The sequence below is a fragment of the Brevundimonas sp. GW821-FHT12E07 genome, from assembly GCF_058807035.1.
In genome coordinates, this window is record NZ_JBXAQH010000004.1 from 138,959 (window position 1) to 162,282 (window position 23,324).

A 23,324-nucleotide genomic window follows, 5' to 3' on the forward strand; every position below is an offset into this window, starting at 1 on the left:
CGGCGACGGGGGCGGGTTCAGGCGCGCTTCCGGCGCTGGGTGGAACCCCCGCGGGCGGGGGCGGTTGAAGCGAACCAGACCGGAGTAATCCCATGGCCGACGCCTCCAACCCTACGCCCCATTATCCGACCCCGCCGTTCCCGGATCAGAAGCAGCCCTGGCCGGGGTTGGCCTCGCAGATGGACCCGCGCCCGGACCATGGCGAGACCAGCTACAGGGGGTCCGGGAAACTGACCGGCAAGCGGGCCCTGATCACGGGCGGCGACAGCGGCATCGGCCGGGCGGCCGCCATCGCCTTCGCGCGCGAGGGCGCCGATGTGGTCATCAACCACCTGCCCGAGGAGGAGCCTGACGCGCGCGAGGTCATCGACCTGATCCTCGCCGAGGGCCGCAAGGGGGTGTCGATCGCGGGCGACCTGCGCGACGAAGGCTTCTGCCGACGGCTGGTCTCGGAGGCCGTAGAGGCGCTCGGCGGGCTGGACATCCTGGTCAACAACGCCGCCCGCCAGCAGACGCGCCCCTCAATCGCCGACATCAGCGCCGAGGACTTCGACGCGACCTTCAAGACCAATGTCTATGCGCCCTTCTGGCTGTCCAAGGCGGCGCTGGAAGTCATGGGGGAGGGGGCGGTGATCGTGAACACCGCGTCCGAACAGGCAGGCGATCCGTCGGAGGACATCATGGACTACGCCATGACCCGGGCGGCGGTTCTGAACTTCACAAAGGGGCTGGCGACCCAGCTGGCGCCGCGCGGCATCCGGGTGAACGCCGTGGCGCCCGGCCCCTTCTGGACCCCGCTGCAGGTCAGCGGCGGCGCGACGCCCGAGAAGCTCAGGAATTTCGGCGCTTCCAGCCCCTTCGGACGGCCCGGCCAGCCCGCCGAGATCGCCGGGCTCTATGTCGCCGCCGCTGATCCGGCGCTCAGCTATTCGACGGGCCAGATCTTCGCGGCGACGGGCGGCAACCGCCAGCCGGCCTGATCAGATTGTCCTGAGAGGGAAGAGGTCCCGGCGGGACGCCGGGTCCGAGATGGCTCCGCAGGTAGGATTCGAACCTACGACCAGCCGATTAACAGTCGGCTGCTCTACCACTGAGCTACTGCGGAACATCTGCTCGGGAGGCGGGCGTATAGCAGTGGCTTCGCGCGTCTTGCAACGGCTAATGTGGGGCCATGCGCATCATTTCCATCGAGGCTCCGGACGATCCCCGGATCGCCGCCTATCGCGACATCCGGGAGCGGGACCTGACCGGGCGGGAAGGGCTGTTCATCGCCGAAGGCGAGGTGGTGCTGCGCAATCTGGTCTCGCCCGCCGGCCTGTGCCGGCCACGCTCGATGCTGCTGGCCGAGAAGCGAGTCGCGTCGCTGGAACCCATCATCGCCGCCGCGCCGGACGATATGCCGGTCTATGCGGCCAGCCAGGCGGTGCTCGATTCCATCGCCGGCTTCCCCCTGCATCGCGGCATACTGGCGCTCGGCGAAAAGCCCGCGCCGGAAGAGGCGTCCGCCGTGCTGGACCGGCTGGGTGAGGATGCGGTGGTCGTCGCGGCCGAGGGCATCGGCAACCACGACAATATCGGCGGCCTGTTCAGGAATGCGGCGGCCTTCGGGGCCGGGGCCGTGCTGCTGGACGACCGCTGCGGCGATCCCTTCTATCGCAAGTCGATCCGGGTCTCGGTCGGGGCGGTGCTGCGCACGCCCTCGCCGCGCCCGTTGCCGCTGGAAGAGTTGGTCGAGACCCTGAAGGCCGCGCGGTTCGAGGTCATCGCCCTGACCCCTTCGGCGACCGAGCCCCTGGCGACGCTGAGACCCGGCGGTCGGCGGGCCCTGCTGCTGGGCTCGGAGGGGCCGGGCCTGCCGCAGGCGGTCATCGCCCGCTGCCGGGCGGTGGGGATCGCCATGGCCGGAGGCTTCGATTCCCTCAATGTCGCGGCGACCTCCGCCATCGCCCTGCATCAGTTGACCCGGGCCTGACGGCTGCGAACCGATAGCGAATTCGCCGCGTGGGTGAGGGGCGGTGAAGCAATTGCGCCCATCCGGTGACAATCGCACGAAATCAGGGCGTTAACGCTTTGTTGACCTTGCCGAACCGCGCTTTCCGTGTCGCCATGCGTGCGGGGAGATTGTCATGGCCAGTATTCTGTATTTCGTTCACCGCAACGCCCGCGTGGCGACCGCGCTGGGCGTCGTCTTCTTCGCCGTCAGCACCGCCGGGGCGATCGGCTGGATGACCGCGCCGGTCTAGCCGTTTTCGGGCTTTGGAGGTCGACACGACGGCTGCCGGGGGGCAGGGTCGGCGTCCCCCGACCTCTCGCCGAGTCCGCCCGATGCCCTTCCATAGATCCATCACCGTCTCCGCCGTGGCCCTGCTGCTGGCGAGCGCCGCCTCCATGGCGAGCGCGCAGGACGCGCAACACATCGATCCGGCGCGGCTGAACGCCCATATCGCGGCCCTGGCCGACGACGCCATGGGCGGGCGCGGACCGACGACCCCGGGCGAAGAGGCGGCGGTGAACTATGTCGCCGATCAGTTCAAGGCCATGGGGCTGGAGCCCGCGGGCGATGACGGCGGCTGGTTCCAGACTGTGCCGATCAACCGCTTCCTGCAGGACGGCCCCGCTGTCCTGACCGCCAGGGCCGGGGGCGAGGCCCTGACCTTCCAGCGTGGAACCGACATCATCGTCGGCAGCCATCGTCCGGTCTCCCGCATCACCCTGACCGACGTGCCCGTGGTCTTCGTCGGCTATGGCGTCACGGCGCCCGAGCGCGGCTGGGACGACTTCAAGGGCGTCGATGTGCGCGGCAAGATCGTGCTGATGCTGGTCAACGACCCGGACTTCGAGGTCCCCGCCGACAGCCCCGTGGCGGGCAAGTTCGACGGCAAGGGCATGACCTACTACGGCCGCTGGGTCTACAAGTTCGAGGAGGCGGCGCGGCGCGGGGCGGCGGGCGTGCTGGTCATCCATGAGACCGCCGGCGCCGGCTATCCCTGGACCACGCTGCAGAACTCCTCCACCGCCGCCGGCTTCGACATCGTGCGCGAGAATGTGGAGGCCGAGCGGGTCCAGGCCCAGGGCTGGATCCAGCAGCCGATCGCCGCCAGGCTGATGGCCGCCGCCGGTCTCGACTATGCGACGCTCAAGGCCCAGGCCCAGACGGCGGACTTCCATCCCGTCGCCCTGAACGGCGTCACCCTGTCGATGGATTTCGGCCTCAAGTACGAGCGGCTGACCACCCGCAACGTCGCCGGCAAGCTGACCGGCACGACGCGGCCGAACGAGACGGTGATGTTCGGCGCCCACTGGGACGCCTTCGGCCACGCCACGCCGAACGCACAGGGCGACGACATCTATAACGGCGCGGTCGACAACGCTTCGGGCGTGGCCGGGGTGCTGGAATTGGCCCGGCTGTTCGCCGCCGCCCCGCGCACCGAACGGTCCGAGATCTTCGTCTCCTGGGCGGCCGAGGAGGCGGGTCTGCTGGGGGCCTACTACTATGCCGCCCACCCGCTGGTGCCGCTGGAGACCACGGTCGCCAACATCAACATGGATTCGCTTCTGCCCGGCGGGCCGTCGCCTGAGATCGTGGTCATCGGCTACGGCAAGACCGATCTGCAGGACCGGCTGGCGCGCGATGCGGCGAAGGAGGGGCGGACCCTGATCGCCGACCCGGCGCCCCAGGTCGGGGCCTTCTATCGCTCGGATCACTTCCCCCTGGCCAAGATGGGGGTGCCGGCCCTGTTCGCGGCCGCGGGCTTCACCGGCGCCTCCGAGGCCAGCCGCATCTATGTCCGCGACCGCTATCACCAGCCGACCGACGCCTGGGAGCCGGGCTGGGACATGACCGGCGCGGCCGCTGACGTGCAGCTGCTCTATGACGTCGGCCGCGATCTGGCGACGGGGACCGACTGGCCCAGATGGACCCCCGGCAATGAGTTCGAGGGCGTCCGCGAAGCCAGCGCGGCGGCCCGCAAATAGGCAGATACGAAAACGGCCCGGAGTTTCCTCCGGGCCGTCTGTCATTGACGCTGACGGGTCGGCTTACTTCCGACGGCCGTCCAGGCTCCAGGCGCCCGTGCCGGCGCAGGCCAGGTACAGGAAGATGAAACAGAACAGGATGGCCGCGTCGCCGCCGTTCACGGCCGGATACGGGCTCTTGGGGAAGTGGAACATCCAGTAGGCGACGGCCATTTCGCCGGCCAGGACGAAGGCGGCCGGGCGGGTGAACAGGCCCAGGATGATCAGGGCCCCGCCGACAACTTCGAGGACGGCGCCAATCCAGAACAGGCTGAACATGGGGACCACGCCGGGCTCGGCGCCGTCCGGGAAGCCCCAGAGCTTGATCACGCCGTGGGCGAGGAACAGCAGGCCCGCGACGATGCGGAGGGCGGCGAGGGCGCGCGGCGCCCAGGGAGCGGTATTGAAGGAAGCCATTGTCTTTCTTTCTCTGAAGAGAGGCCCGGCCGGTGTGAGCCGACCGGGTCTTATTGAAACAGTGTTAGTTCCAGTTATCAGGCAGCGTCAACCAGAACAATCTCAGCATCCTTGAGCGCTGTCACGGTCAAGGTTTCTTCGTCGGTGATGGCGACGCCGTCACGGGCGTTGAGCAGGACGCCATTGACCTCGACCTCGCCGATGGCGGGGACCAGGTAGCCGCGACGGCTCGCGCCCAGGGGATAGGTCGCCGTCTCACCGGCCTTCAGCGTCGCGCCCACCACGCGGGCGTCGGTGCGGATCGGCAGAGCATCCGTGTCGTCCTCGAAGCCCGAGGCCAGGACCACGAACTGACCGGCGCGGTCGCCCTTGGGGAAGGGCTTGGCGCCCCAGGCGGGCTTTTCGCCACGACGGGTCGGCTCGATCCAGATCTGGAAGATCCGGGTCAGGTCCGGCTCGGCGTTGTATTCGGCGTGGCGGATGCCGGTGCCGGCGCTCATCACCTGAACGTCGCCGGCGACGGTGCGGCCCTTGTTGCCCAGGCTGTCCTCGTGGGTGATGGCCCCGTCGCGGACATAGGTGATGATCTCCATGTCGGCGTGCGGGTGGGGCGGGAAGCCCGAGCCGGCGGCGATCTCATCGTCGTTCCAGACCCGCAGGCTGCCCCAGCTCATCCGCTTGGGGTCGTAATAGTTGGCGAAGGAGAAGTGGTGCTTGGCGTTCAGCCAACCGTGGTTGGCGCCGCCCAGGGTTTCAAAAGGTCTGCGCTCGATCATCGTCTCGTCTCCGCGGTCCGATGGGGGCGGGGACATCCCCGCCGCGCTCACCGCCGCTCTGGCTTGAGGGCAAGATAGCGATCCGCTAACGATCAGAAATAGAAACAACTGAAACACATCGTTTCCACGGGGGCTCTGAGGATCATGTCGAAACTGCCCGATCTCGAAGCCCTCGCCATCTTCGCCAAGGTGGCCGAGACCCAGTCCTTCTCGGGCGCGGCCGAGGCGCTGAACCTGTCCAAGGCGACCGTGTCCAAGGCGGTCAGCCGGCTGGAGGTGCGTCTGGGCACGACTCTGCTGCACCGGACCTCGCGCCGCTTCGCGCTGACCGAGCAGGGCAGGGGGCTGGCCGCCCGCGCCGCCCAGATGGTCGCGGAGGGCGAGGCCGCCGAGGCCCAGGCCCTGGACCAGTCAATGAATCCGCGCGGCCTGGTGCGGCTGGCCGCGCCGATGTCGTTCGGCATCTCCTATGTCGCGCCGGCCCTGCCGGAGTTCCTGGCCCGCCATCCGGACGTCTCCATCGACCTGCATCTGTCGGACGAGGTGATCGATCTGGTCGGCGGCGGCTTCGACTGCGCCCTGCGCATCGCGGCCCTGCCGGACTCCTCCCTGACGGCCCGCAAGCTCCGCACCATCAAACGCCATCTGGTCGCCTCGCCCGAATACATCGCCCAGCGCGGCCGGCCCCAGGACCCAGAGGAGCTCTCGCGCCACTCCTGCTTCGGCTATGCCTATCTGCCGACGCCCAACACCTGGAAGTTCCGGCACAGGACCGACGGGCGTGAGGTCATGGTCCGGCCGCACGGCCCCTTGCGCGCCAACAACGCCGACGCCCTGACCGCCTCGCTGCTGGCCGGGCTGGGCATCGCCGAACAGCCCGACTTCTTCCACTGGGACGACATCGCCAGGGGGCGTCTGGAGATCCTGCTGCCCGACTGGGAGCTGCCGCGCATCGACCTTCATCTGGTGGCGCCCGGCGGCGGGCCGAGGCCGGCGCGGGTCACGGCTCTGATGGACTATCTGGCCGGCCGGTTCGCGGGACCGCTGTGGCCCGGCGACACCGGCGGCAAACGCTGATCTTGCGCATTGCCAGACGGGTTTCGTCGCCTATTCTGGCCCCATGAAAACAGCGCTCGGCATCCTGTCTCTCGCTCTGGCCCTCGCGGCCTGCGGCTCGCCCGCCCCGGCGCCCCAGGCCCCGCGCGCGGACGACGATCCGGCGGCCTCGGCCCTGGCCCTGTTCGATTCCAGCTCCTGGGATCTGATCGCCGGCAAATGCATGGCCGTGCTGGACCTGCCGCCGAACGCGGACAAGCCGGAGAACCAGGCGCTCCAGCGCCGCTGGCGGACCTGGTTCGAAAAGAACGTGCAGCCCGATCTGGGCGCCCAGATGGTAACGCTGAACCGTCAGGCCCTGGCCACGACGCCCGAGCCGACCCTGGTCGCGGCCGCGGACTTCTGCCGGACCAAGATCGAGGAAGTCGCCCCGCAGACGGCGCCGGCCGCCTGACAGGCCGCCAGATTACAGATCGGTCACTTTCCCCGCCGCACGCGCGGGCCTAGGTCTTGGGACCAGACCTGTCCGGAAAGTGAAATCGCATGAAGTTCCGTCTGTTGGCCGCCGCTTCCGCCGCCGCCCTCCTGGCCGCCGCGCCGGCTTTCGCCGAAGGGGCCGCATCGCCGCCGCCCGCGACCGCCACCGCCGGTATCGAGGTGCCGCCCCTGGGCTTCACCAAACGCACCCTGGCCAACGGTCTGGACGTCTATACGGCGCGCGACACCAGCACTTCCAACGTCACGGTCCAGGTCTGGTACCGCGTCGGCTCCAAGGACGATCCGCAGCAGCGCTCGGGTTTCGCCCACCTGTTCGAACACCTGATGTTCAAGGCCACCAAGGACTTCCCGGACGAGACCTTCGACCGCCTGACCGAGGATGTGGGCGGCAACAACAACGCCTTCACCTCCGACGACGTCACCGCCTATCACGAGACCATCCCGGCCAATCATCTGCAGCGGCTGATCTTCGCCGAGGCCACCCGTCTGGGCTCGCTGGTCGTCAATGAGGACGTGTTCAAGTCCGAGCGCGACGTCGTGAAGGAAGAGTACCGCCAGAGCGTCCTCTCCAGCCCCTATGGCCGCCTGTTCGGCCTGTTCGCCCCGGCGACCATCTATCAGGACAGCCCCTACCGCCGCTCGACCATCGGCTCGATCGAGGATCTGGACGCCGCGACCATCGACGACGTGCGCCGCTTCCACGCCACCTACTACCGGCCGGACAACGCCATCCTGATCGTGGCGGGGAACTTTGATGAGGCCCAGCTGAACGGCTGGATCGACCAGTATTTCGGCCCCATCGCCAATCCGGACCGGCCGCTGCCGGTCAATGACGTCAAGGAACGCGAGCCGACCGGCCCGCGCGAGGCGACCTTCTACGCCCCCAATGTGCCGCTTCCGGCGGTGGTGGTGGCCTATCCGACCGTGGCCTACAAGGACGAGGCGGACCGCATTCCGCTGACGGTGCTGGACGGCATCCTGTCGACCGGCGAGAGCTCCAGGCTCTATCGCTCGCTGGTCTATGATCAGCAGATCGCCGCCCAGATCGGCTCCAGCCCGGATTCGTCGCAACAGGCCGGCAATCTTCAGGTCTATGCCATCATGGCCGGCGGCCATACGCCGGAGGAGGGGATCGCCGCCCTGAACGCCGAGGTGGCGAAGTTCCGCGACGCCCCCGTCACCGACGCCGAACTGACCGAGGCCAAGAACGAACTGGTCGCCGACGCCCTGAGGAACCGCGAGACGGTCGACGACCGCGCCAACGTCCTCGGCTTCGCCCTGATCAACACCAATGACGCCTCGGTCGCCGACCGCGAGATCGCGGCCATCCAGGCCGTGACCGCCGCCGACATCCAGCGCGTCGCCCGCCGCTATCTGACGCCCGAGCGCAGCATCACCATCCGCTATCTGAACGCCGATGATCAGCATCCGGTGACCCAGCAGAACACCCGGGTCACCGCCCCGGTCCAGATCGCCGATCTGGCCCCCGCCGGCGAAGCCCTGACCCTGCTGCCCGAGGCCCAGCGCGCCAAACTGCCCGAGCCGACCGCCGCCGTCTCGCCCACGACCCCTGCGGTCGCCGAGGCGCGTCTGGACAACGGCATGCGCATCCTGGTCGTCAACAAGCCGGGTCTGCCTCTGGTCTCGGCCCGCCTGAGCTTCGACGCCGGTTCGGCCGATGACGGCGCCGGCAAGTCGGGCGTCGCGGCCATGACCGCCAACCTCCTGACCCAGGGCACCACGACGCGCGACGCGCCCCAGATCGCCACCCAGATCGAACAGCTGGGCGCCTCGATCGGCGCCGGCGCCGGGACCGACTTCACCAGCGTCTATGCCAACGCCCCGGCGGACGTCTTCCCGCAGGCCGTGGCCCTGATGGCCGATCTGGTCCGCAACCCGACCTTCGCCGAGGAAGAGCTGGACCGTCAGCGCACCCAGACCCTCGACGGCCTGAAGGTGTCGCTGGCCTCGCCGGGGCAGGTGGCCTCCATGGTCTCGGGCCGGGTCGTCTATGGCGACGCCCCCTATGGTTCGCCGGGCGTCGGCACGGTCACCACGGTTCCGGCCCTGACCCGCGATGACGTGGTCGCCTTCCACGCCGCCCGCTACCAGCCGTCGGACGCCACCCTGGTGTTCAGCGGCGACATCACTCCGGAAGCGGCCCGGGCCCTGGCCCAGTCGGCCTTCGGCGACTGGCGCCCCTCGGGTTCGGCGGTCGCGGCGGCCACGGCTCCGGCCGGCCAGGCCCTGTCGCCGCGCGTGGTGGTCATCGACCAGCCGGGCGCAGGGCAGGCGGCGGTGGTCGCGGCCCTGCGCGGCGTGCCCCGCGTCAACGCCGACTACTTCCCCCTGACGCTGGGCAACACCCTGCTGGGCGGCAGCTTCACCTCGCGCCTCAATCAGGAAATCCGCATCAAGCGCGGCCTCAGCTACGGCACCCGCTCGTCGCTGGGCCTGCGTGAGGGCCCTGGCCTGTTCACCGCCTCGGCCCAGACCAAGAACGAGACCGCCGTCGAAGTGTCGGATCTGATTCTGGCCGAGATCGAGCGTCTGGACACCACCCAGCCGACCGAGAGCGAACTGACCACCCGCCGCGCCATCCTGACCGGCGCCTTCGGCTCGCAGTTGGAGACGGTGGACGGTCTGGGCTCGCTGGTGGCCAATCTGGCCCTCTACGACCTGCCGATGAGCGATCTGGCCGCCTATGCGGGCAATGTCGCCGCCGTCGACGGTCCCTCGGTCCAGGCCGCTTTCGCCCGCGCCCTCCCGGTCTCGAACGCCAGCCTGGTCATCGTCGGCGACGCCTCCAAGTTCATCGACGCCCTGCGCGCCAAACACCCGAACGTCGAGGTCATCCCGGTCTCCAGCCTGAATCTGGATACCGGCGCCCTGAAGTAGAAAAGAGAAAGGGGGGAGGGCTCTCGCCGCTCCCCCCTCATCCCGCGATGGAGGCCTGACCCGGAATCGAACCGGGGTGCAAGGATTTGCAGTCCTCTGCGTAACCACTCCGCCATCAGGCCGTCGGGAACCTCTCGAAAGAGGTCCCGTCGTCATCGGGAGGCGTTCGCTATCAGATCGGATTGTCCGCTGCAACGCACGGACCTATAAGCACGCCAGATTTTCCTCTCTGAACGCACAAGGATTCGCCGCCGATGGATTACGCCGCCGCGCGCAAGGTCATGGTGGACTCGCAAGTCCGGGTGAATGACGTCACCGATCGCAGCCTGCAGGCCGCGCTGAACAGCGTGCCGCGCGAGCGCTTCTGCGCGCCCGACCGCACCTTCGCCGCCTATGCCGAGGTCGAGACCGAGATCACCCCGACCCGCAAGCTGATGATGGCCCGCGACGTGGCCAAGCTGCTGCAGGCGACCGACGCCCGCGCGGGCGAGACGGCCCTGGCCGTCAACGGCCCCTATGCCGCGGCCCTGCTGGCCCATCTGGGCCTGACCGTCACGGCCCAGGAGGCCGATGCGGCGGTGTTCGAGATCGCGGGCGAGGCCCTGGCCGAGGCCAGCGTGACGACCGTGGTGGCGCCGGTGACCGAGCCCTCGGGCGGCGACTACGACATCATCGTCTCGGAAATGGCGACGCCGGTCCGTCCCGAGGCCTGGATCAAGGCGCTCAAGGTCGGCGGCCGTCTGGTCGTCGTCGAACGCCCCGGCGCGGCCGGCAAGGCGGTGCTCTATGTCCGTGGCCGCGAGGGTCTGTCGCGCCGCGAGCTGTTTGATTCCAACCCCCAGGTTATGGCGGAAATGTCGCCCCCGGTGATTTTCGCACTGTAGTGTCCATTTTTCCGCCGGACGGGGGTGGCGGGCGCGTGAAAAAAACTTAACTGGCGTGGCGTAGGCGGAATGCGCTCTACGCGAGAATAGAAGAGTTCAGGGCGCGCTCCTCCGCGAACCCATCGGGAATTAGACATGCTGAAACGTTCGTCCGTCATCGCGGTCGCCCTTGCCTCTGTGTCCTGGCTGGCCGTGTCCGCCGGATCGGCGTCCGCCGAGACGCTGCAGGAAGCCCTGGCCCTGGCTTACCAGACCAACCCGACCCTGCTGGCGCAACGCGCCAACCAGCGGGCCCTGGACGAGAGCATTCCGCAGGCCCGCGCTTCCTACCGCCCGACCATCGATGTCGGCATCGGCGCCAGCTACACCCGCACCGACGTCAAGGGCGCGCCGATCACCGACGTCGACAACGCCAGCCTTGAAGTCAGCCTGTCGCAGACCCTGTACAGCGGCGGCCGCATCGGTCACGCCGTCAGCGCCGCCGAAGCCAATGTCCTGGCCGGCCGTGAAAACCTGCGCGCCGTGGAACAACAGGTCCTGGCCTCGGTCATTCAGGCCTATGTCGGCGTTCAGCGCGACATGCAGATCCTGCAGATCCGCCAGGACAATCTGACCGTCCTGCGCCGCCAGCTCGACGAATCCAACGCCCGCTTCGAAGTGGGCGAGATCACCCGCACCGACGTGGCCCAGTCCGAATCCCGTCTGGCCTCCTCGGAAGCCGACCTGGCCAACGCCCAGGCCCAGCTGTCGGTGTCGCGCGCCGCCTATGCCGCCGTCGTCGGCCAGGCCCCGACCAATCTGGTGACCCCGCCCGAGCTGCCCGGCGTCCCGACCGACTTCGAACAGGCGCTGGACGTCGGCCTGGTCGAGAACCCCTCCATCGTCGCCGCCGACTACACCCTGCAGGCCGCCGAGGCCCGCGTCGCCGCCGCCCGCTCGGCCTATCTGCCCCAGGCCGGCCTGACCGCCTCCTACGGTGGCTCCGGCGACCTCAGCCAGTTCGACCTGGCCGACCGCTCCAGCCTGACCGTCGGCGCCCAGATCTCGGTGCCCCTGTTCACCGGCGGCCTGAACGCGTCGCGCGTGGCGCAGGCGCTGGAAACCGCCAACGCCGCCAAGATCGCCATCGACGGCGAGCGTCGCGGCGTGCTGCAGGACGTTTCGTCCGCCTATGCCCAGGTCATCTCGACCAAGGCCACCGTCACCGCCGGCAATGAAGCCGTCCGCGCCGCCACCGTCGCCGCCGAGGGCGTGCGTCAGGAGGCCCAGGTCGGCCTGCGCACCACCCTGGACGTGCTGAACCAGGAACTGGAGCTGCGCGCCGCCCAGGTCCAGCTGGTCAGCGCCGTGGCCAACGCCTACATCGCCCAGTCTTCGCTGCTGGCCGCCATGGGCCGCCTCGAAGGCCCGAACCTGGTGCCGTCGCTCGAAGCCTATGACGCCGCCGCCAACACCGACGCGGTGCGCGGTCGCGGGGCTCTGCCGTGGGACGGTGTTCTGGAGACGATCGACCGCATCGCCGCCCCGCTGGTCACCCCCACCCCGCAGGGCGCCCAGGCTCCCATCGACACCCAGTTGAAGTCCGACATCGTCAAGACTGCGCCTCAATCCTGACAGGGGACGGTAAAGCCCGGTCGGGTTAACCGTGCAGGTGCAAAACGCCCGTTGATTCCGGCGGGCGTTGATGCGACGACAGGATTGTGGGGCAGGGCGATCTGATCGCCTGAGGCCCTGAGCCGTCCACGCACGTCGTCCACGTGCGCTTTCAAGTGCCGCCGAGGTTTACGCATGTCCGACCCGACCGCCCAGGAACCGACGATGGAAGAGATTCTGGCGTCTATTCGCCGGATCATCTCCGAAGACGACGCTCCGGCCGAGACGGCGGCGGCCGCGCCTGAGCCGGCTCCCGCCCCGGCGCCCGAGCCCGAGCCCTTCCCGGTTGAGGCCGCGTCGGAGCCCGCGTTCCAGGAGCCCGAGGCCGTCGAGGAAGACATCCTCGAACTGACCGACACCTATGAGGCCCCGGCCGTCGAGAGCATCGGCGATCTGGACGTCTCCTCGCCCGAGCCCGAGGCTCCGACCGCCTGGACCGCCCCGGCGCCGACGCCCGACTACGACAGCCTGGTCGGCGAAAGCGCCGCCGCCAGCGCCGCCTCGGCCTTCGCCGGCCTGCACGCCAGCCTGAAGCCGGCCTCGGCCGCTCCGGCCCCGACCGGCGACCTCAACTTCATCTCGGGCTCGACCGTCGAGGGCATGGTCGCCGAGATGCTCAAGCCCATGCTCAAGGGCTGGCTCGACGCCAACCTGCCGGGCATCGTCGAACGCGCGGTCAAGGCCGAAGTAGAGCGGATCTCCCGCACCGCCGGCTAGCCCTTCGCGCATCCCGCGACTAGATCAACAGGGGCGGCTCCGGCAGGAGCCGCCTCTTCTGCTTTTGACTACCCTCATGCAGCGACGCGCCGCGCGCGGAGCGATAGGGAACCAAAGAGACTTCCGATGCTCGACAAGACCTTCGACCCCAAGGCCTCCGAACCCCGCCTGTACGCCCAGTGGGAGCAGTCCGGCGCCTTCGCCCCGACCGAGGGTGCGACGGAAGCCTATTCGATCGTCATCCCGCCGCCGAACGTGACGGGGTCGCTGCACATCGGCCATGCGCTGAACAACACGCTTCAGGACATCCTGACCCGCTATCACCGGATGAAGGGCAAGGCCGCCCTGTGGCTGCCCGGGACCGACCACGCCGGCATCGCCACCCAGATGGTCGTCGAGCGCCAGTTGGCCGCCGCCGGCAATGTCGGTCGCCGCGACATGGGCCGCGACGCCTTCGTCGAGAAGGTCTGGGAATGGAAGGCCGAGAGCGGCGGCGCCATCGTCCAGCAGCTGCGCCGTCTGGGCGCCTCCTGCGACTGGTCGCGCGAACGCTTTACCCTCGACGAGGGGCTGAACGCCGCCGTCCGCAAGGTCTTCGTCCAGCTGCACAGGGAAGGCCTGATCTATCGCGACAAGCGGCTGGTCAACTGGGACCCGCAGTTCCAGACGGCCATCTCGGACCTCGAGGTCGAGCAAAAGGAAGTCGACGGCGCCTATTGGCATTTCGCCTATCCGCTGGCTGACGGCGTCACCTTCGAATACCCCGTCGCCTTCGACGAGGACGGCAAGGCGACCGAATACGAGACCCGCGACTATATCGTCGTCGCCACCACCCGGCCCGAGACCATGCTCGGCGACACCGGCGTCGCTGTGCACCCGACCGACGAGCGTTACGCGTCCATCGTCGGAAAGTCGGTCATCCTGCCGATCACCGGCCGCCGTATCCCCATCGTCGCCGATGACTACGCCGACCCGACCAAGGGCTCGGGCGCGGTCAAGATCACCCCGGCCCACGACTTCAACGACTTCCAGGTCGGCAAGCGCGCCGGCCTGCCGTCGCTCAACATCCTCGACGCCTTCGCCCGCATCACCGACGTCGACACCCCCGACGTCCCGGCCGAATACGCTGGTCAAGACCGCTTCGCCGCGCGCAAGGCCATCGTCGCCCGCGCCGAAGCCGAAGGCTGGCTGAAGGAGATCGAGAAGACGAAGCATATGGTCCCGCACGGCGACCGTTCGGGCGTCGTCATCGAGCCCTGGCTGACGGACCAGTGGTACGTCGACGCCCATACGCTCGCGCAACCGGCCATCAAGGCGGTCGAGACCGGCGCGACCGTCTTCGAGCCGGCCAGCTACTCCAAGATCTATTTCGAATGGCTGCGCAACATCGAGCCCTGGTGCATCTCGCGCCAGCTCTGGTGGGGCCACCGGATCCCGGCCTGGTATGACGCCGACGGCCAGATCTATGTCGCCGAGACCGAGGCCGAGGCGCGCGAACTGGCGGGGAACAAGCCGATCACCCAGGACGAGGACGTCCTCGACACCTGGTTCTCCTCGGCGCTCTGGCCCTTCTCGACCATGGGCTGGCCCGAGAAGACGGCGGATCTGGAGAAATTCTACCCGACCTCGGACTTGGTCACGGCGGCCGACATCATCTTCTTCTGGGTCGCCCGGATGATGATGATGGGCCTGCATTTCATGGACGAGGTCCCGTTCAAGCGTGTCATCATCAACGGCCTCGTCCGCGACGAGAAGGGGCAGAAGATGTCGAAGTCCAAGGGGAACGTCATCGACCCCCTGGTCATCATCGACGAGCTGGGCGCCGACCCGCTGCGTTTCACCATGGCCATTTTGTCGGGCACGCGCGACATCAAGTTGTCGAAGGAGCGCATTGAAGGTTATCGCAATTTCGGCACCAAGCTGTGGAACGCCGCGCGCTTCAGCCAGATGAACGAGGCCGTCCGCGTCGAGGGCTTCGACCCCGCGACCGTGACCCAGACCATCAACCGCTGGATCCGGGGCGAGCTGACCAAGGCCGAGCGTCAGGTCTCCGAGGCCATCGAGGGCGGCCGTTTCGACGACGCCGCCTCGGCCCTGTACCGCTTCGTCTGGAACGTCTTCTGCGACTGGTACGTCGAACTGTCCAAGCCGGTGCTGCAAGGTTCGGATGAGGCGGCCAAGGCCGAGACCCGCGCCATGACGGCCTGGACCCTCGACCAGACGCTGAAGCTGCTGCACCCCGTCATGCCCTTCATCACCGAGGAGCTGTGGGACGAGCTGGGCAAGGAAGGCCCCGCGCGCGACGAACCCATGCTGATCGGCTCGACATGGCCGGTCCTGCCCGACGCCTTCGTGGACGCCGAGGCCGAGGCCGAGATCGGCTGGCTGGTCGATCTGGTCACCGAGGTGCGTCAGCTGCGCGCCGAGATGAACGTCCCACCCGGCGCCAAGCCGCCCCTGGCCTTCGTCAGCCCCGACGCTGTCACGGCCGGCCGTATCGATCTGCACCGGCCGCTGATCCTGACGCTGGCCCGGGTGTCCGAGGTCGCGACTGCCGAGGCCGCGCCCGCCGGCGCCGTCAGCTTCGTCATCGGCGGGGCCACGGCCGCGATCTCGCTCGCCGGGACCATCGATGTAGCCGCCGAGAAGGCGCGTCTGGCCAAGGCCATCAAGGCCGCCGTCGACGACGTCGCCCACATCAACAAGAAGCTGGGCAACCCCAACTTCGTCGCCAAGGCGGCCCCCGCCGTCATCGACGAACAGCGCGCCAAACTGGCCGAGGCCGAGGAGGCTCACGCCAAGCTGGTCGCGGCGCTGGAGCGTATCGAGGCGATGGGCTGACGCTACCCCTGCCGCTCATCCTGGCCTTCGCCGGGATGAGCGGTGAGAGGCGGTCAGTGCGCCTCGCCCGCCTGATCCACCGCGATGGGCAGGTCGATGAAGGTGGCGTTGGCCCCGGAGTGATAGACCCGCTGGGTCGCGCGGCGATAATCCTCGGGCCTGGCGAACATGATGTTCGGCACGAAGGTCTGGGGATTGCGGTCGTAGAGCGGGAACCAGCTGGACTGGACCTGCACCATGATCCGGTGACCCGGCAGGAAGGTGTGGCTGGCCGCGGGCAGGGCCCATTTGTATTCCAGCGGCCGGTTGGGCGCGATCGCCTTCGGATCGCTGAGGCTCTCGCGATAGCGGCCGCGGAAGATGTCCATCGACACCGCCAGCTGATAGCCGCCCATCTCGGGCTGGAGCCAGTATTCGGACGGATAGACGTCGATCAGCTTGACCACCCAGTCGGAGTCCGTGCCGGTCGTCGCGGCGAACAGATGCACCTGCGGATTGCCCGAGATGCGCACCGCCTCGGTCAGGGGCTCGGAGACATAGGTCACCACGTCGGCGCGGTCGCTGTAGGGGCGCTGGTCGGTCGCCAGCCAGGTCCGCCAGGCGTCGCCGCGCACCGGCCGCTGGATATAGGGCACCGGATGGGCCGGGTCAGAGATGTATTCGTCAAACGCCTGACCGCCTTCCGCAGGGGCGGTGAAGCCCAGACCGTTGCCGGCCTGAAGATACAGGCGGCGCGAGGGCACGTCGGTCGGCCAGGACTGCAGGTGACGCCACTCGTTGCGGCCTGACTCGAACAGGGTCACGGGCGCGATGTCCGCCGGCGCCCCGTGGGTCTTCAGATGGGCGTCGAGGAAGGGCAGCAGGACGTGGCGCTGGAAGTAGAAGGCGGTGGCGCTGTCGAACTGGACGTCGCCGATGCTGGAGCCGCTGTCGCGATAGGCGCCGCCGTGCATCCACGGGCCGGCGACCAGGAAGTTCATGTCGTTGTTGACGTCCTTGGGCTCGACCGCGCGCCAGGCCGCCAGCGTCCCGTAGATGTCCTCCTGATCCCACAGGCCCTGGACCCAGAGGGTCGGCACCTTGAGCGGCTGCTGGGCCAGGATCTTGTCCACGGCCTGGGCCTGCCACCAGGCGTCATAGGACGGGTGGCGCAGCAACTGGTTCCAGAAGCCGGTCTGCTGAACCCCCTTGGTCTCGCCCAGCTGGGCCGCCGAACCCGCGGCCAGGGCGCATTCATAGTCGTCGAAACAGGCGGCGGGCCAGGCCGGGCCGCCCGAGCGCGCGCCTTCCTGCCCCAGCGCATAGTCGATGGCGCCCAGCCAGCGGAAGGCGCCGTTGTGGAACCAGTCGTCGCCCATCCAGCCGTCCACCATGGCCATCATCGGCACGGCGGCCTTGAGCGCCGGGTGAGGGTTGATCAGGCTCTGGGTGACGGTGAAGCCGTCGTAGGAGTTGCCCATGGTCCCGACCCGGCCGTTGGACTCGGGCACGTTCTTCGACAGCCAGTCGATGGTGTCATAGGCGTCGGTGGCGTGGTCGACGCCGGTCGAGTTCAGCGGCCCCACGACGGGCCGGTTCATCACATAGTCGCCCTCCGACCCGTACTTCCCGCGCACGTCCTGGGCGACGAGGATATATCCGTTCTGGAGGAGGGTGCCGTAGCCCTGACGCACCAGCATCTCGGCATGGGTGCTGCCCGTGCCGTTGGTCAGGCGGTTGGCGTTGTAGGGGGTGCGATCCAGGATCATCGGCGCATCCGTCAGCCCCTTGGGGATGATGATGACGGTGTGCAGCCGGACCCCGTCGCGCATGGGGATCATCACCTCGCGCCGGACATAGTTGTCGGCGGGCACGCCCGGCTGGAAGGCGGCAGGGATCTCGGTCTTCGAGGCGGTCAGGGCGTCGTCCTGAGCGGGCGGGACCGTTTGCGCCAGGGCGGCGGAGGCGACGGTCGCAGCGACGGCGGCGAGGATGACGGACAGGCGGGTGCGAGTGCGGGACATGGACGGTCTCCTCCGGGCTGGACGCCGGACAAGATCATGCACCGTCGCAATGGACAAGCTGTCGCACCCCCGCCGGCAGACGGTGGAGACATTCGGGTCAGCGTACGGAAATCCGGCCACGGCTGGCCCACGGCGCCATCGACTTCCTTAAACCCGCCGCGCCCGTGCGCGTGCTAGGATACTTCCCCGGCGGATTCTCCCCCGACGGCCCCGTCCGAAGTGGCGCGGTTTGGCACGGTTTGGCGCTCTTTTTTGCGGCGCCGCGCCGGGTTCCACGGGGACGTTTGGCAGGATTTGGCAGTCTGTCAGTGTGTTTTCAGACCGCCAGAACAGGAACGGCAAGGATCGTGATGAGAGACCGACTGGACCAACTGCTCGTCGACCGCGGCCTGTCCGAGAGCCGCTCCAGAGCGCGCGCGGCCATCGAGGCGGGCGGGGTCACCGTCAACGGCCAGCCCGCGAAGTCGGCCTCGCAGAAGGTCGATCGCGACGCCGAGGTCACCGCCGTGGACGCCCACCGTTTCGTTGGGCGCGGCGCGCTGAAGCTGGACCACGCCCTGACCCTGTGGCCCGTCGCGGTGGAGGGGAGGGTGGCTCTGGACGTCGGCGCCTCGACCGGCGGCTTCACCGAGGTCTGTCTGGAGCGCGGTGCGAGCAGGGTTTTCGCCGTCGACGTCGGCTCGGGCCAGATGCATGAGCGGATCGCCACCGATCCCCGGGTGATCAATCTGGAAAAGACCGACGCCCGCACGCTCGACGCGACCCTGATCCCTGACGCCCCCGAACTGGTCGTCTGCGACGCCAGCTTCATCGGCCTCGCCAAGGTTTTGCCCGCCGCTCTCGATCTGGCCGCGCCGGGCGCCGACCTGATCGCCCTCGTCAAACCCCAGTTCGAAGGCTCGGGCCCTTCCAGCGCCGGCAAGAAAGGCGTGGTCAAGGACCCCGAGGCCCACGCCGCCGCCGTCACCGGCGTCCGCGACTGGCTGGAAGGCATCGGCTGGACCGTGAACGCTACAACCGAAAGCCCCATCACCGGCGGTGACGGCAACATCGAGTTCCTGCTCTGGGCCACGAAGGGAGGCTGATAAACCAACCACCTCGCTCAAGCAGCGAGCCGCCGCGCGGCGAGCGTTAGCGACACTCAACGATGTCGCTCAAACAGCGAGCCGCCGCGCGGCGAGCGGTAGCGACACTCAACGATGTCGCTCAAGCAGCGAGCCGCCGCGCGGCGAGCGTTAGCGACACCAAAAAAGAAAGCCCCCGATGGATTGCTCCACCGGGGGCTCCCGTCACGTCGTCGACCGACAGGGGGGCTGAAAAGAATCGACGCCGCGATCTTGTTGGGGCTTAGCGCGGGCGCCAGCCGTATTGGGGGTCGTACCAGTACCGGCCGTCGGCGCTGTACTGAACCTGGCCGCTGTAGGCGTCGCGACGGTCATAGCCGTCCCGGCGGTCGCGGCGGGCGTCCTGACGACCGTCCGTGTAGCCCTGGTTATAGGAGCCGTAGCTGCTGGACGGGCCCGAGTAGGAGGGGGCGGTGCTGTACGGGCCATAGCCGTTCTCGTCGTAATAGACCGACGACGACTGCGAGTATCCGCGATTGTCGTAACCGCGCTGGTCGTAGCCTTGGTAGACCGGTTGACCATAGCCCGAGCTATAAGCCGGCTGGCCGTAGCCCTGGTTTTCATAGCAGCGGTCGCTGGAGCCGCGACCGACGCTGCCGCCGATGACGGCGCCGAGCACGCCGCCCAGGATCGAGCCCTCGGTGCGGCGGCCGCGCGCGGCCAGCTGGGAGCCGACGACGGCGCCCGCGCCCGCGCCGATCACGGCGCCGGCCCCGGTGCGGCCCTGACGCTCACGGTCGCACGGGTCGTAGTAGCGTTGCTGGCCGTAGTCGTACTGCGGCTGGCCATAGGTCGCGCCGCCATAGCCCTGGACGTAGGTCTGGGCGCTGGCTGCGGCGGGCAGCGAAGCGGCGGCGGTCGCGACGGCGACGGCGGCCAGAACGGGTTTTGAGAAGGCGGCGAACATCGTGTGTACCTTGTCCCTGTTGCAGATCTGGCCGCTGAACGGATCAGCTCCCCGTCTGTTGCATCAGGGTTTACGACCCCGAAGCTGAACGGCCTTTGAGCGCGCCGTTCATCTTCGTTCAGGTTTGGGAAGAGCGCGCTGCTTGAGCGCTGGAGGGGGAGGGGATAGAGACCCGCTGATGGAAACATTGACGATCGCCCGCGTCGGCGGACAGGGCGATGGGATCGCCCAGACGCCTGCGGGCCTGGTGTTCGCGCCCCTGACCCTGCCCGGCGAGACCATCCGCGCCGAGACGATCAAGGACGGCCGCGTCGAGGGCGTGGAGATCCTGACCCCCAGCCCCGACCGGATCGCCCCCGTCTCGCCCCAGTACGGCGACTGCGGCGGCTGTTCGCTGCAGCACTGGGCGACCGGCCCCTATCTGGAGTGGAAGCGCGAGCAGGTCCGGCTGGCCCTGGCCCGCGAAGGCATCGAGACCGAGATCGAGGCCACCGTCGCCGTACCCATGGCCTCGCGCCGCCGCGTGGCCCTGCACGCCCGCCGCCTCGAGAACGGCAAGGTCGTCCTCGGCTTCAAGGCGAGGAAGAGCTGGCGGCTGGTCGAGATCGCCGAATGCCCGGTCGCCGATCCGCGTCTGGTCCGCGCCTTCCCCTCGCTGGCCAAGGTCGCGGGCGCCTTCCTCGAACATCCCAAGTCGGCGCCCACGCTTCATGTGACCTGGACCGAGGCTGGCCTCGACGTCGATGTGACGGGGGTGGAGCGCAAGTCGGGCGGCCTGTCGCGCGACCGGCAGATGCAGGCCATCCGCGCCGCCGGCGAGGCCGATCTGGCCCGTTTGAGCATGGCCGGCGAGACTCTCGTCATGGCCCGCCAGCCCCGCGTCATGTTCGGCCCGGCCAGCGTGCCCGTGCCGCCCGGCGGCTTCCTTCAGGCCGTGCCCGAAGCCGAGCTGGCCATGACCAGCCGCGCCGTCGCCGCCGTGAAGGGGGCAAAGAAGGTCGCCGACCTGTTCTGCGGCTCGGGCAGCTTCACCTTCCCCCTGGCGACCGTGGCCCCGGTGCTGGCCGCCGACGCCTCTGCGCCCGGGATCGCGGCCCTGAAGGCGGGGGTCAGCTCGACCTCGGGCCTGCGCCAGATCACGGCCGAGGCGCGCGACCTGTTCCGCCGCCCCCTGTCGCCGTTCGACCTCAAGGGCTGCGACGCCATCGTCTTCGACCCGCCCCGCGCCGGCGCCATTGACCAGACGCAGCAGATCGCCGGTACCAAGGCCTCGGTCGTGGTGGGCGTGTCCTGCAACCCCACCACCTTCGCCCGCGACGCCAGGGTGCTGATCGACGCCGGCTTCCGGCTGGAGACGGTGACCCCCGTCGACCAGTTCCTCTGGTCGGCCCACGTCGAACTGGTCGGGGTGTTCAGGCGCTAGGGGCTTGCCCCAGCAGGGCGGCGCGCTCTTCGGCCGTGGCCATCCGCCACTTGCCCTCGGGGATGCCGTCCAGCCGGATCGGGCCGATGCGGACGCGGATCAGGTCGACGACCTCCAGGTCCACCATCTCGCACATCCGCCGGATCTGGCGATTGCGGCCCTCGCGCAGGATGAACTTCAGCCGGAAGGACTCCATCCGGCTGACGTAGGCGGGCCGCAGCTGACGCCCGTCCAGCATCAGGCCGTGGCGCAGGATCTTGAGCTTCTTCTCGGTCACGTCGCCGACGACCCGGACGAGGTACTCCTTGTCGAGGTCGCTGTCGGGCCCGATCACCGCCTTGGCCACGACGCCGTCGGACGACAGGATCAGCAGGCCGCGCGAGTCCTCGTCGAGCCGTCCGATCGGGGGCAGGGAGACGTCGTCGGCCGGGACCTCGCCCTCACCAATGCGGTTGCCCTCGGTGATCAGGCGCACGGCGGGCCGCTTGTCGGGCTCAGGCTGGCCCGAGACATAGCCGACGGGCTTGTGGATCAGGATGGTGACGCCGGCCGCCAGCGCCTCGGTCGCCTGATCGGCGAGGGTGAGGGTCTGGCCGGTCTCGATCTTGCGCCCGGCGTCGGTGACCACGGCCCCGTCGATGGAGACCAGACCCTGGGCGATCAGGGCGTCGGCCTCGCGCCGGGAACAGACGCCGGTCTGGCCCATCCACTTGTTCAGCCGGATCGGTTCGTCGCCGTCATAAGTGCGGGTGAAAGCCATGGCGCTCCTCTAGGCCATGGCTCCCGGAGCGCAAAGGCTTACTGACCGAGCGCGGCCTTCGCGATCTCATTGTCCTCCGACGCCGCGGCGCCCGAGACGCCGATGGCCCCGACGATCCTGCCGTCCACGACGATGGGGATGCCGCCGGCGATGGGCAGGCTGTCCTCGTTGGCGAGGGTGACGGTGCGGCCGGCCAGGGTGCGCTCTTCCATCGTCGAGGTCGGCATCCGGTAGCGGGCGGCCGTCGTGGCCTTCTTCTGGGCCACGAAGATCGAGCCGTACTGGGTGTCGTCCATGCGCACGAAGGCGACCAGCTCGCCCGAGGGCTCGACGATAGCCACGGCCATGCGGAAGTGACGCGCCTCGGCGGCGGCCACCGCCCGGGCGATCAGGGCCTGTGCCGCCTCCATGCTGATCGGCGCGCCATAGGCGGGGGCTTGCGGCGACGGCGCGGGGGCAGGGGCCGCCGTCTGGGCGAAGGCCGGCGCGGCGAGGGCGAGCAGGGCGGCGGCGATGAGGGCGGTCTTCATGGGCGTTTCCTTGGTCTTGGTTGTGGGTCAGGCGCGGCGGAACAGTAGCATCAGGTTGTTGGCCGGCATGGCGATGCGCCGGGTCAGGTGCAGGCCGTGCTTGCGGGCCTCGGCGGCGACGGCGTCGCGGTCGCGCAGGCCCCAGGCCGGGTCGCGCGACGTCAGGCTGTCGTCGAAGGCGGCGTTGGACGGGGCCAGCGCGACGTCCGCCTCGCGATAGGGGCCGTACAGGGCCAGCAGGCCGCCAGGATTGGCCAGAACCCGCCCGGCGCCGGCCATCAGTCCCTCCGTCGCGGCCCAGGGGCTGATGTGGATCATGTTGATGCAGACGACCGCGTCGAACGGGCCTTCAGGCCAGCTCTCGGGGTTGGAAGCGTCCAGATCGAGGGGCGGGCGCAGGTTCGGCGGGCCATGGAGGCCGGTCCAGGCGCCGATGCTGATCCGCGCCTCCTCGCTGGGGTCGGCGGGCGTCCACTCGAGACCCGGGAACGACTCGGCGAAGGCCACGGCGTGCTCGCCCGAGCCCGCGGCAACCTCGAGCACCCGCCCACGGGTCGGAAAGTGCGCGAAAAGAACCTGTCGGATAGGTTCGATGTTGCGTCTCGCCGCCGGTGAGGAAATCGCTCCGGACGGCAGGTTTTCAAGCCTATCCATCGTCTTCATTCGAATGATACCGGTGTCATCGCAGAGGTCAAAAATCACTTCATGATGAACAACATAGCGGGTCTGCGAGGTGGAAACTTGCCACAGTTGACGCAGGGTCCGCAGGCTGTCTTTGTAACTGAAACATCACGTCATGTTACTTGCATGGGTCAGCGACGCC

At 68.7% G+C, this 23,324-nt stretch carries 19 protein-coding genes and 2 tRNA genes; 12 read left to right on the forward strand and 9 right to left on the reverse strand.

Translation table 11 applies throughout. The features are described 5' to 3' along the window. The first annotated feature begins 92 nt into the window (after positions 1 to 92). Positions 93 to 980, forward strand: a complete 888-nt coding sequence (locus tag AC1ROD_RS15640) for an SDR family oxidoreductase (protein WP_492949192.1) — start codon at positions 93 to 95, stop codon at positions 978 to 980. Positions 981 to 1,030: 50 nt separating this feature from the next. Here the strand turns inward: AC1ROD_RS15640 and AC1ROD_RS15645 are convergent. After that, a tRNA-Asn gene (locus tag AC1ROD_RS15645) sits at positions 1,031 to 1,105 on the reverse strand. 66 nt (positions 1,106 to 1,171) lie between these two features. On the opposite strand from AC1ROD_RS15645, the gene AC1ROD_RS15650 reads away from it, so the two are divergent. Together AC1ROD_RS15650 and AC1ROD_RS15655 are read left to right on the forward strand one after the other, a co-directional pair. Next, on the forward strand, positions 1,172 to 1,972 hold the full coding sequence (locus AC1ROD_RS15650; protein ID WP_492949193.1) for a TrmH family RNA methyltransferase: 801 nt from the start codon (positions 1,172 to 1,174) through the stop codon (positions 1,970 to 1,972). A 353-nt stretch (positions 1,973 to 2,325) separates the two neighbouring features. Beyond that, positions 2,326 to 3,975: a M28 family metallopeptidase gene (locus AC1ROD_RS15655; protein ID WP_492949194.1), complete on the forward strand. Its 1,650-nt coding sequence runs from the start codon at positions 2,326 to 2,328 to the stop codon at positions 3,973 to 3,975. A 63-nt stretch (positions 3,976 to 4,038) separates the two neighbouring features. On the opposite strand, the gene AC1ROD_RS15660 is transcribed toward AC1ROD_RS15655, so the two are convergent. Together AC1ROD_RS15660 and AC1ROD_RS15665 are read right to left on the reverse strand one after the other, a co-directional pair. After that, the gene (locus AC1ROD_RS15660) at positions 4,039 to 4,431 is read right to left on the reverse strand and encodes a DoxX family protein (RefSeq protein WP_492949195.1); all 393 of its coding nucleotides are present in this window, start codon (positions 4,429 to 4,431) and stop codon (positions 4,039 to 4,041) included. Between the two features lie 77 nt (positions 4,432 to 4,508). After that, positions 4,509 to 5,207 (reverse strand): pirin family protein, encoded by a 699-nt coding sequence (locus AC1ROD_RS15665; protein ID WP_492949196.1) that lies wholly within the window; start codon positions 5,205 to 5,207, stop codon positions 4,509 to 4,511. A gap of 144 nt (positions 5,208 to 5,351) precedes the next feature. On the opposite strand from AC1ROD_RS15665, the gene AC1ROD_RS15670 reads away from it, so the two are divergent. The 3 genes from AC1ROD_RS15670 to AC1ROD_RS15680 all read left to right on the forward strand — a co-directional run bounded on the left by AC1ROD_RS15670 (position 5,352) and on the right by AC1ROD_RS15680 (position 9,659). Then, a complete protein-coding gene (locus AC1ROD_RS15670) occupies positions 5,352 to 6,284 on the forward strand; it encodes a LysR family transcriptional regulator (protein WP_492949197.1) in 933 nt (310 codons plus the stop codon). Between the two features lie 43 nt (positions 6,285 to 6,327). After that, complete coding sequence (locus tag AC1ROD_RS15675) at positions 6,328 to 6,717, forward strand: hypothetical protein (protein ID WP_492949198.1); 390 nt, start codon at positions 6,328 to 6,330, stop codon at positions 6,715 to 6,717. An 89-nt stretch (positions 6,718 to 6,806) separates the two neighbouring features. Continuing rightward, positions 6,807 to 9,659, forward strand: a complete 2,853-nt coding sequence (locus AC1ROD_RS15680) for a M16 family metallopeptidase (RefSeq protein WP_492949199.1) — start codon at positions 6,807 to 6,809, stop codon at positions 9,657 to 9,659. Between the two features lie 48 nt (positions 9,660 to 9,707). On the opposite strand, the gene AC1ROD_RS15685 is transcribed toward AC1ROD_RS15680, so the two are convergent. Next, positions 9,708 to 9,781, reverse strand: a tRNA-Cys gene (locus AC1ROD_RS15685). Positions 9,782 to 9,913: 132 nt separating this feature from the next. Here AC1ROD_RS15685 and AC1ROD_RS15690 point away from each other — a divergent pair. The 4 genes from AC1ROD_RS15690 (at position 9,914) to AC1ROD_RS15705 (ending at position 15,754) form a co-directional block, all read left to right on the forward strand. Beyond that, positions 9,914 to 10,543 (forward strand): protein-L-isoaspartate O-methyltransferase family protein, encoded by a 630-nt coding sequence (locus tag AC1ROD_RS15690; RefSeq protein WP_492949200.1) that lies wholly within the window; start codon positions 9,914 to 9,916, stop codon positions 10,541 to 10,543. Between the two features lie 135 nt (positions 10,544 to 10,678). After that, on the forward strand, positions 10,679 to 12,157 hold the full coding sequence (locus tag AC1ROD_RS15695) for a TolC family outer membrane protein (protein ID WP_492949201.1): 1,479 nt from the start codon (positions 10,679 to 10,681) through the stop codon (positions 12,155 to 12,157). A 174-nt stretch (positions 12,158 to 12,331) separates the two neighbouring features. Next, a complete protein-coding gene (locus AC1ROD_RS15700) occupies positions 12,332 to 12,913 on the forward strand; it encodes a DUF2497 domain-containing protein (protein ID WP_492949202.1) in 582 nt (193 codons plus the stop codon). A gap of 126 nt (positions 12,914 to 13,039) precedes the next feature. Continuing rightward, a complete protein-coding gene (locus AC1ROD_RS15705) occupies positions 13,040 to 15,754 on the forward strand; it encodes a valine--tRNA ligase (protein ID WP_492949203.1) in 2,715 nt (904 codons plus the stop codon). A 53-nt stretch (positions 15,755 to 15,807) separates the two neighbouring features. Here the strand turns inward: AC1ROD_RS15705 and AC1ROD_RS15710 are convergent, their stop codons facing one another. Continuing rightward, positions 15,808 to 17,757, reverse strand: coding sequence for a CocE/NonD family hydrolase (locus AC1ROD_RS15710; protein ID WP_492949204.1), 1,950 nt, complete (start codon positions 17,755 to 17,757; stop codon positions 15,808 to 15,810). Between the two features lie 350 nt (positions 17,758 to 18,107). On the opposite strand from AC1ROD_RS15710, the gene AC1ROD_RS15715 reads away from it, so the two are divergent. Continuing rightward, positions 18,108 to 18,842, forward strand: coding sequence for a TlyA family RNA methyltransferase (locus AC1ROD_RS15715; RefSeq protein ID WP_492949205.1), 735 nt, complete (start codon positions 18,108 to 18,110; stop codon positions 18,840 to 18,842). A gap of 262 nt (positions 18,843 to 19,104) precedes the next feature. On the opposite strand, the gene AC1ROD_RS15720 is transcribed toward AC1ROD_RS15715, so the two are convergent. After that, on the reverse strand, positions 19,105 to 19,788 hold the full coding sequence (locus tag AC1ROD_RS15720; protein ID WP_492949206.1) for a glycine zipper 2TM domain-containing protein: 684 nt from the start codon (positions 19,786 to 19,788) through the stop codon (positions 19,105 to 19,107). Between the two features lie 178 nt (positions 19,789 to 19,966). Between AC1ROD_RS15720 and AC1ROD_RS15725 the strand changes: the two genes are divergently transcribed. Beyond that, entirely contained in the window at positions 19,967 to 21,211 is a 1,245-nt protein-coding gene (locus tag AC1ROD_RS15725; protein WP_492949207.1) for a class I SAM-dependent RNA methyltransferase, read from the forward strand. Here the strand turns inward: AC1ROD_RS15725 and AC1ROD_RS15730 are convergent. From AC1ROD_RS15730 to AC1ROD_RS15740, 3 genes are read right to left on the reverse strand one after another with little or no spacing between them, the layout of a single operon-like run. Further along, a complete protein-coding gene (locus tag AC1ROD_RS15730) occupies positions 21,201 to 21,971 on the reverse strand; it encodes a pseudouridine synthase (RefSeq protein WP_492949208.1) in 771 nt (256 codons plus the stop codon). The two genes, AC1ROD_RS15725 and AC1ROD_RS15730, sit on opposite strands and share 11 nt — an antisense overlap. 38 nt (positions 21,972 to 22,009) lie before the next feature. Then, positions 22,010 to 22,501, reverse strand: coding sequence for a GlcG/HbpS family heme-binding protein (locus AC1ROD_RS15735; protein ID WP_492949209.1), 492 nt, complete (start codon positions 22,499 to 22,501; stop codon positions 22,010 to 22,012). A 27-nt stretch (positions 22,502 to 22,528) separates the two neighbouring features. Continuing rightward, positions 22,529 to 23,164 carry a DUF938 domain-containing protein gene (locus AC1ROD_RS15740; RefSeq protein ID WP_492949210.1) on the reverse strand — a complete coding sequence of 212 codons (636 nt, stop codon included), beginning with the start codon at positions 23,162 to 23,164 and terminating at the stop codon, positions 22,529 to 22,531. Positions 23,165 to 23,324: the final 160 nt, after the last annotated feature.

What these genes read in the sequence shown, in the direction of transcription:
- AC1ROD_RS15690 (WP_492949200.1), top strand. Translation starts at nt 9,914, where the DNA reads ATGGATTACGCCGCCGCGCGCAAGGTCATGGTGGACTCGCAAGTCCGG.
- AC1ROD_RS15735 (WP_492949209.1), bottom strand. Translation starts at nt 22,501, where the DNA reads ATGAAGACCGCCCTCATCGCCGCCGCCCTGCTCGCCCTCGCCGCGCCG.
- AC1ROD_RS15695 (WP_492949201.1), top strand. Translation starts at nt 10,679, where the DNA reads ATGCTGAAACGTTCGTCCGTCATCGCGGTCGCCCTTGCCTCTGTGTCC.
- AC1ROD_RS15660 (WP_492949195.1), bottom strand. Translation starts at nt 4,431, where the DNA reads ATGGCTTCCTTCAATACCGCTCCCTGGGCGCCGCGCGCCCTCGCCGCC.
- AC1ROD_RS15640 (WP_492949192.1), top strand. Translation starts at nt 93, where the DNA reads ATGGCCGACGCCTCCAACCCTACGCCCCATTATCCGACCCCGCCGTTC.
- AC1ROD_RS15665 (WP_492949196.1), bottom strand. Translation starts at nt 5,207, where the DNA reads ATGATCGAGCGCAGACCTTTTGAAACCCTGGGCGGCGCCAACCACGGT.
- AC1ROD_RS15730 (WP_492949208.1), bottom strand. Translation starts at nt 21,971, where the DNA reads ATGGCTTTCACCCGCACTTATGACGGCGACGAACCGATCCGGCTGAAC.
- AC1ROD_RS15655 (WP_492949194.1), top strand. Translation starts at nt 2,326, where the DNA reads ATGCCCTTCCATAGATCCATCACCGTCTCCGCCGTGGCCCTGCTGCTG.
- AC1ROD_RS15705 (WP_492949203.1), top strand. Translation starts at nt 13,040, where the DNA reads ATGCTCGACAAGACCTTCGACCCCAAGGCCTCCGAACCCCGCCTGTAC.
- AC1ROD_RS15700 (WP_492949202.1), top strand. Translation starts at nt 12,332, where the DNA reads ATGTCCGACCCGACCGCCCAGGAACCGACGATGGAAGAGATTCTGGCG.
- AC1ROD_RS15680 (WP_492949199.1), top strand. Translation starts at nt 6,807, where the DNA reads ATGAAGTTCCGTCTGTTGGCCGCCGCTTCCGCCGCCGCCCTCCTGGCC.
- AC1ROD_RS15650 (WP_492949193.1), top strand. Translation starts at nt 1,172, where the DNA reads ATGCGCATCATTTCCATCGAGGCTCCGGACGATCCCCGGATCGCCGCC.
- AC1ROD_RS15740 (WP_492949210.1), bottom strand. Translation starts at nt 23,164, where the DNA reads ATGAAGACGATGGATAGGCTTGAAAACCTGCCGTCCGGAGCGATTTCC.
- AC1ROD_RS15715 (WP_492949205.1), top strand. Translation starts at nt 18,108, where the DNA reads ATGAGAGACCGACTGGACCAACTGCTCGTCGACCGCGGCCTGTCCGAG.
- AC1ROD_RS15710 (WP_492949204.1), bottom strand. Translation starts at nt 17,757, where the DNA reads ATGTCCCGCACTCGCACCCGCCTGTCCGTCATCCTCGCCGCCGTCGCT.
- AC1ROD_RS15720 (WP_492949206.1), bottom strand. Translation starts at nt 19,788, where the DNA reads ATGTTCGCCGCCTTCTCAAAACCCGTTCTGGCCGCCGTCGCCGTCGCG.
- AC1ROD_RS15670 (WP_492949197.1), top strand. Translation starts at nt 5,352, where the DNA reads ATGTCGAAACTGCCCGATCTCGAAGCCCTCGCCATCTTCGCCAAGGTG.
- AC1ROD_RS15725 (WP_492949207.1), top strand. Translation starts at nt 19,967, where the DNA reads ATGGAAACATTGACGATCGCCCGCGTCGGCGGACAGGGCGATGGGATC.
- AC1ROD_RS15675 (WP_492949198.1), top strand. Translation starts at nt 6,328, where the DNA reads ATGAAAACAGCGCTCGGCATCCTGTCTCTCGCTCTGGCCCTCGCGGCC.